Source organism: Flagellimonas oceanensis, assembly GCF_003992595.1.
Taxonomy (GTDB): domain Bacteria; phylum Bacteroidota; class Bacteroidia; order Flavobacteriales; family Flavobacteriaceae; genus Flagellimonas; species Flagellimonas oceanensis.
The window spans coordinates 21,746-36,055 of record NZ_RZNA01000031.1; the positions used below are offsets into that span (position 1 = coordinate 21,746).

Here is a 14,310-nt window from a genome sequence, read left to right on the forward strand (position 1 = left end):
AATTTAAGAAAACCCTAGGAATTCAATGACATCCCAAGAAGTTAGAAACCAGTTTTTAAACTTTTTCAAAGAAAAGAACCACAAGATTGTACCATCGGCGCCCATGGTCATGAAGGACGACCCTTCCTTGATGTTCACCAATGCAGGTATGAACCAGTTCAAGGAGTACTTTTTGGGGAATTCCGTTCCAAAGAGCAAACGCCTTACCGATTCCCAAAAATGTTTGCGGGTCAGCGGAAAGCACAATGATCTTGAGGAGGTAGGGAAAGATACCTATCATCACACGATGTTCGAGATGTTGGGAAATTGGAGTATCGGGGATTATTTTAAAAAGGAGGCCATTGCGTGGGCATGGGAATTGCTTACCGAGGTATATAAAATAGACAAGGACAGTTTGTACGTTTCTGTGTTTGAGGGAAGCGAAGATGATGACCTGCCACTCGATCAAGAAGCCTATGATCTCTGGAAAGCGATTGTGCCCGAAGATCGAATCATCAAAGGGAACAAAAAGGACAACTTTTGGGAAATGGGCGATCAAGGTCCCTGCGGACCCTGTTCCGAAATCCATGTGGATATCCGCTCCAAAGAAGAGAAAGCCAAAGTTGATGGAGCTTCCTTGGTCAACCAGGATCATCCGCAGGTGGTGGAAATCTGGAACCTGGTTTTTATGCAGTTCAACCGTAAGGCCAATGGCAGTTTGGAACCACTTCCCGAAAAGCATATTGATACCGGAATGGGTTTTGAACGCCTTTGTATGGTGCTTCAAAACAAGCAATCCAATTACGATACCGATGTGTTTACCCCGTTGATTCGCGAGGTGGAAATCATTACCGGAAAAAAATATGGCAACAATGAAGAAACCGATATTGCCATTCGTGTAATTTCCGATCACGTGCGCGCAGTGGCTTTTTCCATTGCCGATGGGCAGTTGCCAAGCAACACGGGTGCAGGTTACGTCATCCGAAGGATTTTACGCCGTGCCATTCGCTACGGATTTACCTTTTTGGATACCAACAAACCATTTATCCACAGATTGGTTAGAGTCTTAAGCGAACAAATGGGCAAAGCCTTCCCAGAGTTGAAGGAGCAATACCAGTTGATTGAAAACGTGATCAAAGAGGAGGAAAGCTCTTTCTTGAGTACTTTGGAGCAAGGGTTGGTGTTATTGGATTCTGTGATCAAATCATCAAAAAATAAAACCATTGATGGGGATAAGGCTTTTGAACTCTACGACACCTTTGGATTTCCGATAGATTTGACCGCGCTTATTTTGGAAGAGAAAGGCTATCAATTGGATACGGAAGGATTTGAAAAAGCATTGAAAGCACAAAAAGACCGTTCCCGGGCAGCATCAGAAGTGTCCAAGGACGATTGGAACATATTGATGACCGATACCGAACAGGAATTTATCGGTTATGATAGTTTGGAGGCCAATGTGAAATTGGTAAAATATCGTAAGGTTACCAGTAAAAAGGATGGTGATCAGTACCAATTGGTGTTCAATCTAACTCCATTTTATGCCGAAGGCGGAGGTCAGGTCGGGGATAAAGGCTATCTGGAAGCTCCCAATGGCGATGTTACCTATATTGTGGATACCAAAAGGGAGAATAACGAAATCGTTCATTTTGCCAAATCGTTGCCCAAAGAGGATTCCGGAACCTTTAAAGCAGTGGTGGACGAAAGGCAACGTCGAAGAACCGAGAGCAACCATACCGCTACGCACTTATTGCATCAGGCATTGCGAGAGGTTTTGGGAACCCATGTGGAACAAAAAGGTTCCGCTGTTCATTCAAAATACTTGCGATTTGATTTCTCCCATTTTTCAAAATTGACCACGGAAGAACTACGGGAAGTTGAAAACTTCGTCAATGCCCGTATCGATGGACATCTTCCTTTGGAAGAAAGTCGCAATGTTCCCATGAAAGAAGCTATGGAACAAGGGGCCATGGCGCTCTTTGGAGAAAAATATGGAGATACGGTGCGAACTATCCGCTTTGGACAATCCATTGAACTTTGTGGTGGAACGCATGTGAAGAACACGGCCGATATCTGGCACTTCAAAATTGTTTCCGAAGGCGCAGTTGCCGCTGGAATCCGAAGAATTGAAGCCATTACTTCAGATGCTGTTAAAGAATTCTACTTCAACAATAACCGTATGCTTTTCGAGATCAAGGATATGTTGAAGAACTCCCAAGACCCTGTAAAATCAGTAGCTATTTTGCAAGAAGAGAATGCTGCACTAAAAAAACAGGTGGAGCAATTATTGAAGGACAAAGCCAAGGGACTCAAGAACGAACTGATTGCCGAACTGGAAGATTTGGGCGGTGCCAAGTTTTTAGCTAAAAAAGTGGATTTGGATGCAGGTGGCATTAAAGATCTTGCCTTTGAAATGGGCGGTCAAGTAGATAATCTATTCCTGTTTCTTGCTTCGGAAAAAGACGGCAAGGCCATATTGTCGTGCTACATTTCCAAAGATTTGGTAGCAGAAAAAGACCTAAACGCCGGGACCATTGTTCGCGAACTGGGCAAATATATCCAAGGGGGCGGCGGCGGACAACCGTTTTTTGCCACTGCTGGGGGTAAAAATCCTGATGGAATCCCCGAAGCGTTGGATAAGGTAAGGGCTTATGTGTCTTAATTAATTCCATCATTAACTCAGCCTCTCTTGAATATTATGTATGAAAAAAATCTTATATATATTTCTGATTTTTCAAGCCTGTGCTGAAAATGAGAGCAAAACAGAAGAGGTAAGCCTGTCTGAACCTGAAAAGGTTGTGTTATCAGCTGATGATTCAATAAAAATTGCAGAATATTGGCAAAAAGCAAATGAAGTCCCTGTATATTCTGTGGACAGGCAGCGCTATTTGGATTCTGCTTTGATGATTAAACCTGATTCAGCTTATTTCTGGCAGCAAAAAGCAATGCCATTATATAAGGAGCGTAAGTTTTCTTTAGGAAAACCTTTTTTGGAAAAAGCAGTTTTATATGATCCCAAAAGATATTTGGATTACAGTGGGTTTATGAAATGTCTTTTCTCCAATGAGTACCAAGAGTCAATTGATGAATTAAAGTTGGCAAAAAAAAAGTATGGGGATGGTTATGTGATGGACCATACGTATAATTTTTACATAGCGTTGGATTATTTGCAATTGAACCAATTTAAGAATGCTAAAAATTATCTCCTAAAAAGTAAAGAGCAGCAATTCAAAGATTTCCCTAACGACCCTCCTGAGGAGGCATGCCATTATATGGATTGGTTTTACATGGGAGTTGCTGAATATGAACTCAAGAATTACGAAAAGGCAATCGAAAATTTTGATATGAGTTTAAAGGTTTATGAAAATTTTGGAGACGCTTTTTATTATAAGGCCATATCACAATATAATTCAGGAAAAAAAGAAGAGGCTAAAAAAACAATTGAATTAGCATGGGAAAACAACCAAAACACAATCAATGAAGATCAAGTTTATTATGTTGTTTATCCTTATCAAGTCTTTCATAGATTAAGTCCAAGATCTAGAAAAAAATAGATACCAACCCATGGAACTACAAACCAAGATACCTTTAACACCAAGCGATAATCCTATCGATTATCAAAGTAAGTTGGTGCTGTTGGGGTCTTGTTTTGTGGAAAATATAGGGGCTAAGCTGGATTATTTTCAATTTCAACAATTACAAAACCCCTTTGGGATACTGTTTCATCCTCTGGCCATTGAAAATTTGGTGCAAAGAGCCACTGCAGGGGAAAATTATCAGCAAGAGGAAATTTTTGAACAGGATGGGATTTGGCGTTGTTTTGATGCCCATTCCGATTTGCGTTCAGATAATCCCGAAGCCTTATTGAATCTGCTCAATCAAAAGTTGAAGGAAACCAAAGAAAGTCTGGAGACTGCATCCCATATCATCATCACTTTGGGAACCGCTTGGGTGTACGAGTATAATTCTTCAGGGAAAATGGTGGCCAATTGCCATAAGGTTCCCCAAAAACAATTCACAAAAAAACTACTGAGTGTAGCTGAAATTGAATTGAGTCTTAAACACATAATACGCTTGATTCAAAGCGTGAATCCAAAAGCGCAAATCATATGTACGATTTCGCCTGTTCGTCATATCAAAGATGGCTTTGTGGAGAACCAACGGAGCAAGGCGCATTTAATAACTGCCGTTCACTCCGTTTTGTCATCTCGAGCGCAGTCGAGAGAGCTTGCTTACTTTCCATCTTATGAAATCATGATGGACGAACTGCGCGATTATCGTTTTTATGGAACGGATATGCTTCATCCCAATCAGTTAGCAGTAGATTACATTTGGGAAAAATTTAAATCTGTTTGGATTGCTTCAAATTCATATCCCGTGATGGATGAGGTTGACGCCGTTCAAAAAGGGTTGTTTCACCGTCCGTTCAATCCGGATTCCGAAGCCCATCAAAAGTTCAAAACATCGCTCCGTGCAAAAATTACGTATCTTCAAGAAAGGTATCCTTTCATGAAATTCAAGATGAGTTCTCTATGAAGAAAGTACTAGTAGGAGCGGTAATAGCATTGGCTTCGGTTTTGATTTATAAATCATGCACCGATGACCGTGAGCAAAAATCGATATTGGAAGAAAATTCCATGTTGATTCAGCAGGAACTTCGCAATGTTTCCAAATTGGTGGTTACCGAAGGTCATTTTGCCGAGGTGTACAACTACAAAGACTCCAAAGAGCTGTTCGGTCCAATGATTACAGCCCATAAAAAGGCGTTGGTTGTTGTCAATGCCGATGTGTCCATTGCTTATGACATGTCCAAAATAAACTACGAAGTGGATGAAGAGCAAAAATTGCTTACCATTACCCAGATACCGGAACCGGAGATTAAAATCAGTCCAGATTTTGAGTACTACGATGTGACCGCAGATTACCTGAACCCATTTAATGCAGGGGATTACAATACTATCAAACGAAACGTGAATGCATCTTTGATGAAAAAAATCGAGGCCTCTTCACTACGCTCCAATGCGGAAAATCGTTTGGTCAGTGAGCTTTCCCGGATATTGGTGCTGACCAACACCATGGGATGGACGTTGGTATATCACAATACTCCTGTAGAGAATACCGAACAGTTGAAAACTTTTTTGGATTAAGTTGTCACATTTCATGATTGGATGCGTCTATTAGATACATCAATCAATTGAAACCATGTTTAAAAGAGTCCTACTAACCGCCCTTTTAGCCACTTTTCTATTTTCCTGTCATCAACAACCCGAATCCGATATCAGCTACGAAATTGCTTCCGTAGTGGTCGACAGCATTCCACAACTCAAAATCACAATGACCTTGGAGGCCAGTCCAGATGGCATCACAACGCTATCTTTCCCAGATGATGCGTGGGGGGAGGAAGGATTGTACAATTCTTTGGGTAAGATGCAGCTGTTGAATGTGGAAGGAGCAGTGGAAAAGGATGCCGACAGCGGGCGCATTGTTTTGATGCATCCAAAGGATATGAAAGAGTTGGAGTTCGAATATTTTTTAAAACAGGATTTCGAAGAGGAGATTTCTACGGATATGGTGTACCGACCCATCATCAACCAGGAGTATTTCCATGTGTTTTCACACAATATGTTCATGGTGCCCGAAAATGCTGAGCCCTATCAGGACATTCTCCTCGACTGGTCATCATTTCCAGAGGGGTACACCATTCACAACAGTTTTGGCAGTCAAGAACGAGTCCAATTGTTGAAGGGTCAGGACATGGAGTTGTTTGGAAGTGCCATTTTTGTTGGAGGGGATTTTAGGGTCTTCAATGGCGAGATAGCGGGAAACGAAATCAGTTTGGCCACTCGGGGCGAATGGATTCCGTTCAAGGACGAAGCTGTTTTTGAGGTACTGGAAGAAACCCTTACGTATCAGCGTAATTTTTGGAACGACCATTCCCAAAACTACTTTACGGTGACCATGCAACCTTTTCCACAAGAGAATGGAAGCAGTTTTCAGGGAACGGGACTGACCAACTCCTTTGCGACCTCGGTTTCCAATAATGACCAGACTGAACTTGGTCAAATGGTCTATCTTTTTAACCATGAATTGATGCACAACTGGATTGGGCACACCATCCATAACGATAACGAAGAGGAACAGTATTGGTTCAGCGAAGGCTTTACGGAATATTACACCTTTAAAAACATCGCCAAGAACAAAATCAATGGGCTGGACGGTACTTTTTTTATTGATGAATTCAACCGGACCATTCGGGATCTCTACGCATCATCGGTCACAGAGGCTCCCAATTCCGAAATCAATTATGATAATTTTTGGACCAACTATGAGTATTCCAAACTTCCTTATTGGAGAGGGGCGATTTTTGCCTTTTACTTGGATCAGAAAATCCAGCAAATGAGTGAGGGCAAACAAAGTTTGGATGATGTGATGTATCAAGTCTATACTGATGCGACCACCAATGGTCAGAAACTGACCCATGACTATTTTATTGGAGTGATGGATACATTTTGGGATGAAGATTTTGAAGCCGTCTTCCAAAAGCATATCGAGGAAGGTCAAAAAGTGGATTTGGTGGCACTTTTTGATGAATTTGACTTGGAATACAGTCCTGAAAGCGATATTTACGAGTTGGGATTTGAGTTTTCCGAAGACCGAAAACAAATCGTTCAAGTTACCGAAGGCAGCAAAGCATGGAAGGAGGGCGTTCGCGTTGGGGACGAGGTGTACTCCCGAAGCATTTGGCAGGGCAGGATTGAACATGAAGTTGAACTGGGCCTGAGAAGAGACGGCAAAGAATTCAAGGTTTCTTTTTATCCTGTTACAAAAGCAGCAGTACCCCAATTAAAGTCCACAGCGGAAAATATCGAGAAGCTTGGCTTTTAGCCGACCATGGATGTATCCACTAGTTGCAGACCATCATCAATTAAATGGCCTACTTTAGGGTTATCCCGTTTGATATGTTCCAAGTGATCTAAAATCTCTTGTTGAAACTCTTGGTTGTTATCTTGTTTGGCGAGTTCATATAATTCCACGGGCAATAACCAGTCTTTGGGATGGTCTTTTTTAAGGGCTTGGAATACTTTATTCCGGGAAACCGTAGTGTTTTTACCTTCCCTAAAATGCCTTATTTGTTCATAGAACCGTTCCAATTGGACCCTTTTTTCGTCTTTCTTGGATTTTATGGTGCTTTCCGTAATCTGGTGGCTCATCAAATTGAAGCTGTTCAAGTCAGCAGGACCGTTATACGCTGAAACAATATTTTGGCCTACGGCCATGTGGTACAATCCCCATTCAGGCTGAAATAAAACTTTATCGTTATGGGTAACGGTACAATTTTCAAAAGTGATGAGAATGATTTTCCCCATCAGGTTTCGGGTGCCAGTCACAATGGTTCCTTCCACTTTGATGCCGCCTTCAAACTCCAAGGCAATTTGCTCGCCTTCATAAATTTTGTAGGCCTTTAGGTCACGGGGTCCCATATCCTCAATGGCAATGTTGATGCCCTTTAATTTCCCGATGGGGGAACCAAAACCATCTGCATGATGCGCAATACTGTGCCCTACCAATTCTTTTTCACGGTAGGCCAAAGCCGTTCCGCCTGTGGTTTGTATGTAAATGGGCTTGCCGTCACTTTCAATGACATTGCTGAACTCTCCGGAAATTTGCAGGCCTGTACTCAATTCGATGGTACCGAGTGCCTTGGAACCAATGAGTTTTTTAATCCCGGTAAGCCCTCCCGTTCGCACCGCCATGGTATTGGCAAAATCCTCCAATACCTGACTCAAAAAGGCAAAATCAGGGGTTACGAACAGTTGTGGTTGTGGTTTGGTAATGTCAAACTCCGTGTGTGCCGCTTCTATGGAGTACGGAATCTTTTTTACTTTGTCCGTCATGCACCAGGTACTTTCCCCGATGGAGGAAAGGAGTCCTGCGCCATAAATTTTTGGGTGGTCCACCATGCCTATCAAACCATATTCCACGGTCCACCAATGTAGATTTCGGATAAGGGCCATCTCACTGGGCTCCCCCATGTTTTCCTGCAGATATTCAATGTGTTTTTCAGCTTCTTCAATCTCGCTTTGCGGTGTGCCGTGTGCTTCTTTGATGATGGAAAGATGTCTCACTGCATTGTACAGTTCGTAGTCCTTGGCACTCGATATAGCTTTGCAGCCGATTTCCCCAAACCTACGCAGGTATTCCGCATATTCCGGATTGGCGATAATGGGAGCGTGCCCGGCTCCTTCGTGAATGATATCGGGGGCAGGGGTATATTCAATATTTTCAAGCTGGCGAATATCCGAAGCAATAACAAGCACGTTGTAGGCTTGGAACTCCATAAAGGCAGAGGGCGGAATAAAGCCATCCACTGCAACGGCTGCCCATCCAATTTCTTTTAGGATGCGGTTCATGCCGTACATATTGGGAATATGGTCAATGGAAATCCCTGTTTTCTTCAATCCATCCACATACGAACTATGGGCCACCTGGCTGAGGTAATCCACATTCTTGCGCATCACATAACGCCAAACGGCTTGGTCAATGGCCGTGTACTCTTCATAATTCTGAGGTTTTATGAATTGCTTGAGGTGCTTGGGTAATTTGTCCAGTATGGGATTGGATTCGTAGCTCATAAGTCAATTTTTTGTGCGACTTAAAGATACGAAATAGGGAGTGGAAATTTTCTTAAGGAAAGTTAAGTGAGGTAAAATGAAGTCGTCTAAACAGGTTTTTACTGTCAATTCGAGCGCAGAGAATTTAAGCATTGATACCTTAAAAAGGTTTCGACTGCGCTCAACCTGACATTTTTTATTTAGACGACGTCCTATGTATATTTAATTGGAGGCAACCGACATTTGTGGCGGATATTCTTCCAGAATCTGTGAAACGAATTCTTTGATGCGTTTCTCTTTTTTCTCAATGTTTTTGGTGTTGTTCAAGGTGCCTACGCCTCTACCTTGCCATACCAACTCTTTTTCATTGGCATCGATTACGTCAATATAAAGTGAGCCTTCGGTACGGGTACTTACATTGTTGCCATAACCCCAGCCCCAACCGGGACCCCAGGCCCATGGGCTATAAAAACCACCCCAGCCCCAGCCGTTATTGTTGTAGATGTCCACACGTTCACGTTCCTTGGTAAAAATGCTGATCAATACATCGGGATTGTCAGATTTCACAAACCCGCGAGCGCCCAATTCGGCTTCGATGGCCCGTAATATTCTTTTCTTGTCCAAATCCGAGATTTGTGCCTTATCGATTCCAGTCTTGTAAAAAGCATAGCTTTTATAGGTGTTGAAGTCAGCTTTTTGGTCGTAATCGGACACTACCCTGACCGAAGTACAGGAGGCCAATAATCCAAAGGCCAAGGCAATTAATGCGAAGTGTTTCAAACTTTTCATAGTACTATTTTTTAAATTCTTGAGATATAAGTAAATAAGTTACAAATATTATGCCGAACACTCATTTTCGGGTATTTGTCTTTGTGTTGTATCCATATGGGCAATGCCGACAACCACTCTCACAACAGTAACCACGTTTTAGGTGGTATTTCTCGGTAAAAACCCTGTATCCCTGTTCCGATAGGTAATAATCCCCCTCTTCCAAGGGTATGCGTTCTTTCATGTAGGGCAACTTTTTGCTATATAAATTTACGGTTTTCATGGCAAAAACACGAGGCTTTTAAGATTTTGGAAACAAGGTTGTCCACCGAAAATGTTAATCTTATTTTCAATTGCATCAAATTTTCAGCCTCTTTTGCTGTTATATTTGTACAGATAACCTAACCATTTGTCACTTTGATTGTTGTCTTCAAACATTTCTTCTATAAAAATTATGTGGGGCTTTCCCTATGGCCTTTCATTATCCTAAAAGAAGATTCACTAAAGACGGATGAAGTGCTCATCAACCATGAGCGTATCCATTTGAAGCAACAAAGAGAACTCTTGATTCTACCGTTTTATATGCTCTATATTTCGGAATGGTTGTTCAGGACCGTACTTTATTTGGACAGCTATCGCGCATATCAAAATATTAGTTTTGAACGTGAGGCTTATGCCAATGAAGAGGATATGCAGTATCTATCCAAGCGAAAAACCTTTGGTTTTTTACGGTACCTGACCCGTTGATTTTTTAGGATTGAACATACCCAATCAACATATAGACCTACCGCTTCTCCGCGAAAAGGGCATTCAGCTCTACTTGAAAAGGGAGGATACCATCCATCCGTTTATTTCCGGAAACAAATACCGAAAACTCAAATACAACCTGCTCGAAGCAAAAAAACAGGGTAAAGACACGCTGCTCACCTTTGGTGGTGCCTTTTCCAATCATATTGCGGCAACGGCCTATGCAGGTCGGGAACAGGGTTTGCAAACCATCGGTGTGATTCGTGGCGAGGAGTTGGTGCACAAATGGCAAAGCAATCCAACCTTGAAACTGGCCCATGAACACGGTATGCGCTTCCATTTTGTGTCCCGTAGTGATTACCGACTCAAAAATAAACCCTCATTTCTTCAAAATCTGAAGGAACGGTTTGGAGAAGTGTACTTGTTGCCTGAAGGCGGAACCAATGCATTGGCTGTAAAGGGCTGTTCGGAAATCTTGACCGAGGAAGATGCAACGTTCGATTACATTTGCAGTGCGGCGGGTACGGGTGGTACTGCAGCGGGACTCATCCATGCTTCGCTGCCCCATCAAACCGTTTTGGCGTTTCCAGCCCTGAAGGGAAATTTTCTATTGGATGAGATTCGTACCTTTGTGCAACATGAGCGTTGGCAACTCATAACTGACTATCATTTTGGAGGTTATGCCAAAGTGGACCAACAGCTGATAGCTTTCATCAACCTTTTTAAACATGAAACAGGGATTCCTCTGGATCCCATTTATACGGGAAAAATGCTTTTTGGTATTTTTGACCTTGTAAAAAGAGGTGTTTTTGCACCTGGAACCCAAATTTTGGCTATCCATACAGGAGGATTACAGGGGATAGAGGGGATGAACCGTATACTGAAAAAGAAAAATTTACCGTTATTGGAGATATGATCAGGCGAATAGGATATGTATTGATTGCGGCGCTTTTGCTCTCAAGCTGTGGTGCTAAAAAAAGAAGGTCTACCCAACGAAAAGGGGCTCCCGTAGTGGTAAACACGGAACGTCCGACCACCAGGCCCACCAATGATCTGGAAACCGAAGAGGTTCGTGATCTATACCCCATGCCCGAAGATACAGGGCGTTTTGAACGCTTCCCCATTTCGGATACGCGGGACTATATCGAGAATTTTGCTGAAATCGCCCAGTATGAAATGCGTGCCTTTGGCATTCCCGCCAGTATTACTTTGGCACAGGGTATTTTGGAAAGTGGTTCAGGTCGTGGGGAGCTTACCCTAAAAACCAATAACCATTTTGGAATCAAATGCCATACCGGTTGGGAAGGGGAGTTCGATTTCCATGATGATGATGCAAAAGGGGAGTGTTTTCGAAAGTACAACCACCCCATGTATTCCTTCCGTGATCACAGTATTTTCCTGTCCACCCGCTCACGCTATGCGTTTCTGTTCAACTACAGACGGGACGACTATAAAAAATGGGCACACGGTTTGCGCCAAGCTGGGTATGCTACCGACCGTAAGTACCCTCAAAAATTGATTTCCATTATAGAAAGCTATAACCTTCATGAATACGACGAAGCGGTAGTGGAAAACGGTTTGCCCACAGTGCGAAACACCAAACGGTACGAAGTGTTTACCCATGAGGTACAAAAAGGCGACACCCTGTATGCGATTTCCAAGCGCTACGATATTTCGGTGGACGAACTTCGCCGCCTCAACAATCTCAATGATAATATTATTTCCATCGGACAGGTACTCAATATTCGCGTGGCGCAATAGTCTTTGGGTTTTTTGATAGTTGGATGGTCTGATCTCTGGATGATTGGGTTGCTCGATAGTTGGATTTATTAAGTCGTACTTCATGCTTCCTACTTTGTACTTTTGTGTCGCATGGAGCACTTAATTGTCATCCCGAGCGCAGTCGAGATGTAGTGGCGTGTCGTTCTCGACTGCGCTCGAACTGACATATTATTTGTACCCTGAGCGGAGTCGAAGGGTATTGTACAAAATATAATAAAATAGATTCCCGTCTTCACAGGAATATCAACTAAGCATTCGCAGAAAATCCATTTCCCAAAAAGTTTTATCCTCATTACCTTTGCGGAAAACAGGTCGAAATCTATATGGCTTGTCACATCGAGCGCAGTCGAGATGTGGCGCCGTGTCGTTCTCGACTGCACTTGAACTGACAAACGTCAACTTGAACTCATTTCAGGTTCTCATTAGGAGTAAAAGCTGATTGGATGAGATGCTGAAACAAGTTCAGCATGACAAAAAAGAATTGATGAAAACAGATTTCTGTTGAAGTTTATGCTGAGCATAGTCGAAGTACAGGAATGACATAGAACACATATGATCTACCAACGAAGCAGCGCCCTGTTCGCAGAGGCAAAAAAATACATTCCCGGAGGCGTAAATTCCCCAGTACGAGCGTTTAAAGCCGTCGGGGGCGACCCTATTTTTATCAAGGAAGCCAAAGGTGCCTACTTGTACGATGAAGATGGTAACCAACTCATCGATTATATTGCTTCGTGGGGGCCGCTGATTCTGGGTCATGCGTACGAACCCGTGATCAATGCGGTGGTGGAGAAGGCCAAAAGGGGTACTTCCTTTGGAACACCCACCGAAATTGAGACCGAAATCGCCAAACTGGCGGTGTCCATGGTGCCGAATATTGATAAAATCCGTTTTGTGAATAGCGGTACCGAGGCCTGTATGAGTGCGGTGCGCCTCGCGCGCGGGTACACGGGCAAGGAGAAGATCATCAAATTTGCGGGTTGCTACCACGGCCACTCCGACTCTTTTTTGATACAAGCGGGGAGCGGTGCCGTTACTTTTGGTAGTCCCAACAGCCCTGGGGTAACGCAGGGCACGGCCAAGGATACGCTATTGGCTGATTACAACGATTTGGAAGGGGTAAAGGCCTTGGTGGAAGCCAATAAAGGCGAGATTGCTGCCATTATTTTGGAACCCGTAGCTGGGAACATGGGCTGTATTATCCCAAAAGAAGAATTTATACAAGGATTGCGTGAACTCTGCACCCAAGAAGGCATTTTGTTGCTGTTTGATGAGGTGATGACGGGCTTTCGCCTCGGAAAAGGAGGGGCACAGGAAGCTTTGGGTATTGATGCGGATATTGTAATGTTCGGAAAAGTGATCGGTGGTGGATTGCCTGTTGGGGCATTTGCGGCCCGAGCTGAGATTATGTCCCATTTGGCGCCCGAAGGACCCGTGTACCAAGCGGGCACTTTGAGTGGAAACCCTTTGGCGATGAGTGCCGGACTGGCCATGCTGACCGCCCTCAATGAAAAGCCTGAAATTTTTACCAGTTTGGCTGAAAAAACTGAGTATCTGCACAAAGGCATTGCCATGGTATTGACCAAAAAGGGCGTGACCCACCAGATTAACCGATTTGGTAGTATGATCTCCGTACACTTTACGGACGAGCCTGTAGTGGATTTTGCTAGCTCGGCGAAGGGGAATAACGATACCTTTAAAACATACTTCCATGGTATGTTGGAAAACGGGGTGTACTTACCGCCCTCTGCGTTTGAGAGCTACTTTTTAAACGACGCCCTTAGCTATGCCGATTTGGATAGGACCATTGAAGCGGTGGCGAAGGTGTTTTAAAACCGCATGGCCAGTCCAAAACCATTTTGGTTGTTTACGATGAAAAACTCTGGCTGGAACCTATAGCTGGATTGTTTAGCGACGGCAATATTGTAACTATCCACACCTTTGTTAATATTGTTAAATGCTTTGAACGAAAGATAAAAGGCAGCTATACCCAATGCGCCACCAAGATAAGCGAGTTCCCAAGTAGGGTCGCGATCAGCAGATTTTTGACCAAGGGGAATGCCGATTAATGCACCTCCGGTAAAAGCGAAAACAGAAGAAAAGGTATTTTGGGACCTTCCTCTTTTGATAAGCAAATGAGCCTCTTCGACCGAGGCTGTGGCTTCCAAAAGTTCTTTCCAGTTCAAACGCTCTCCATCTTTGAAGAAACGATACCCAAGCAAGCCTGCTTTCATTTCGATTTCGGGTTCTATGGTTGGTTTTTGGTTTTGTGCTAAGCTGGAACAAAGTGCAAAGCAAAAAAGGCACACGGCCAAGATGGATTTTTTCATAGTTGAAGTTGGATTTAGTGATTGAAAATAGGTTTTTGGTGGCAACAATGCAATTGAATTTGGTAGTTGAGATTTCTAACACTTCTTTAGCTCCCTCA

13 protein-coding genes are annotated in these 14,310 nt (G+C 43.2%); 9 read left to right on the top strand and 4 right to left on the bottom strand.

What is annotated here, in order from left to right:
- Positions 1-25 precede the first annotated feature (25 nt).
- Genes alaS through EO132_RS08825 form a run of 5 tightly spaced genes read left to right on the top strand, consistent with a single transcriptional unit; the run spans position 26 to position 6,861 of the window.
- Positions 26-2,638 carry an alanine--tRNA ligase gene (gene alaS / locus EO132_RS08805; protein ID WP_127137507.1) on the top strand — a complete coding sequence of 871 codons (2,613 nt, stop codon included), beginning with the start codon at positions 26-28 and terminating at the stop codon, positions 2,636-2,638.
- A 40-nt stretch (positions 2,639-2,678) separates the two neighbouring features.
- Positions 2,679-3,530, top strand: coding sequence for a tetratricopeptide repeat protein (locus tag EO132_RS08810; protein ID WP_127137508.1), 852 nt, complete (start codon positions 2,679-2,681; stop codon positions 3,528-3,530).
- Between the two features lie 10 nt (positions 3,531-3,540).
- On the top strand, positions 3,541-4,512 hold the full coding sequence (locus EO132_RS08815; protein WP_127137509.1) for a GSCFA domain-containing protein: 972 nt from the start codon (positions 3,541-3,543) through the stop codon (positions 4,510-4,512).
- The gene (locus EO132_RS08820) at positions 4,509-5,123 is read left to right on the top strand and encodes a DUF4230 domain-containing protein (RefSeq protein WP_127137510.1); all 615 of its coding nucleotides are present in this window, start codon (positions 4,509-4,511) and stop codon (positions 5,121-5,123) included. The genes EO132_RS08815 and EO132_RS08820 overlap by 4 nt, the downstream gene beginning before the upstream one ends.
- Positions 5,124-5,178: 55 nt before the next feature.
- Positions 5,179-6,861 carry a M1 family aminopeptidase gene (locus EO132_RS08825; RefSeq protein WP_127137511.1) on the top strand — a complete coding sequence of 561 codons (1,683 nt, stop codon included), beginning with the start codon at positions 5,179-5,181 and terminating at the stop codon, positions 6,859-6,861.
- Here the strand turns inward: EO132_RS08825 and EO132_RS08830 are convergent.
- The 3 genes from EO132_RS08830 to EO132_RS19240 form a co-directional block, all read right to left on the bottom strand.
- Positions 6,858-8,609, bottom strand: a complete 1,752-nt coding sequence (locus EO132_RS08830) for an aromatic amino acid hydroxylase (RefSeq protein ID WP_127137512.1) — start codon at positions 8,607-8,609, stop codon at positions 6,858-6,860. The two genes, EO132_RS08825 and EO132_RS08830, sit on opposite strands and share 4 nt — an antisense overlap.
- A 201-nt stretch (positions 8,610-8,810) precedes the next feature.
- Positions 8,811-9,377, bottom strand: coding sequence for a DUF4136 domain-containing protein (locus EO132_RS08835; RefSeq protein ID WP_127137513.1), 567 nt, complete (start codon positions 9,375-9,377; stop codon positions 8,811-8,813).
- 61 nt (positions 9,378-9,438) lie between these two features.
- A complete protein-coding gene (locus tag EO132_RS19240; protein ID WP_164732306.1) occupies positions 9,439-9,600 on the bottom strand; it encodes a DUF5522 domain-containing protein in 162 nt (53 codons plus the stop codon).
- 173 nt (positions 9,601-9,773) lie between these two features.
- Between EO132_RS19240 and EO132_RS08840 the strand changes: the two genes are divergently transcribed.
- The 4 genes from EO132_RS08840 (at position 9,774) to hemL (ending at position 13,715) form a co-directional block, all read left to right on the top strand.
- Positions 9,774-10,103 (top strand): hypothetical protein, encoded by a 330-nt coding sequence (locus tag EO132_RS08840; protein ID WP_127137514.1) that lies wholly within the window; start codon positions 9,774-9,776, stop codon positions 10,101-10,103.
- Between the two features lie 10 nt (positions 10,104-10,113).
- Positions 10,114-11,019 (top strand): 1-aminocyclopropane-1-carboxylate deaminase/D-cysteine desulfhydrase, encoded by a 906-nt coding sequence (locus tag EO132_RS08845; RefSeq protein WP_127137515.1) that lies wholly within the window; start codon positions 10,114-10,116, stop codon positions 11,017-11,019.
- Positions 11,016-11,864, top strand: coding sequence for a glucosaminidase domain-containing protein (locus tag EO132_RS08850; RefSeq protein ID WP_127137516.1), 849 nt, complete (start codon positions 11,016-11,018; stop codon positions 11,862-11,864). Before EO132_RS08845 ends, EO132_RS08850 begins: the two co-directional genes overlap by 4 nt.
- A gap of 573 nt (positions 11,865-12,437) precedes the next feature.
- A complete protein-coding gene (hemL, locus tag EO132_RS08855; protein ID WP_127137517.1) occupies positions 12,438-13,715 on the top strand; it encodes a glutamate-1-semialdehyde 2,1-aminomutase in 1,278 nt (425 codons plus the stop codon).
- On the opposite strand, the gene EO132_RS08860 is transcribed toward hemL, so the two are convergent.
- Positions 13,712-14,212: a hypothetical protein gene (locus tag EO132_RS08860; protein WP_127137518.1), complete on the bottom strand. Its 501-nt coding sequence runs from the start codon at positions 14,210-14,212 to the stop codon at positions 13,712-13,714. The genes hemL and EO132_RS08860 overlap by 4 nt on opposite strands.
- Positions 14,213-14,310 lie beyond the last annotated feature (98 nt).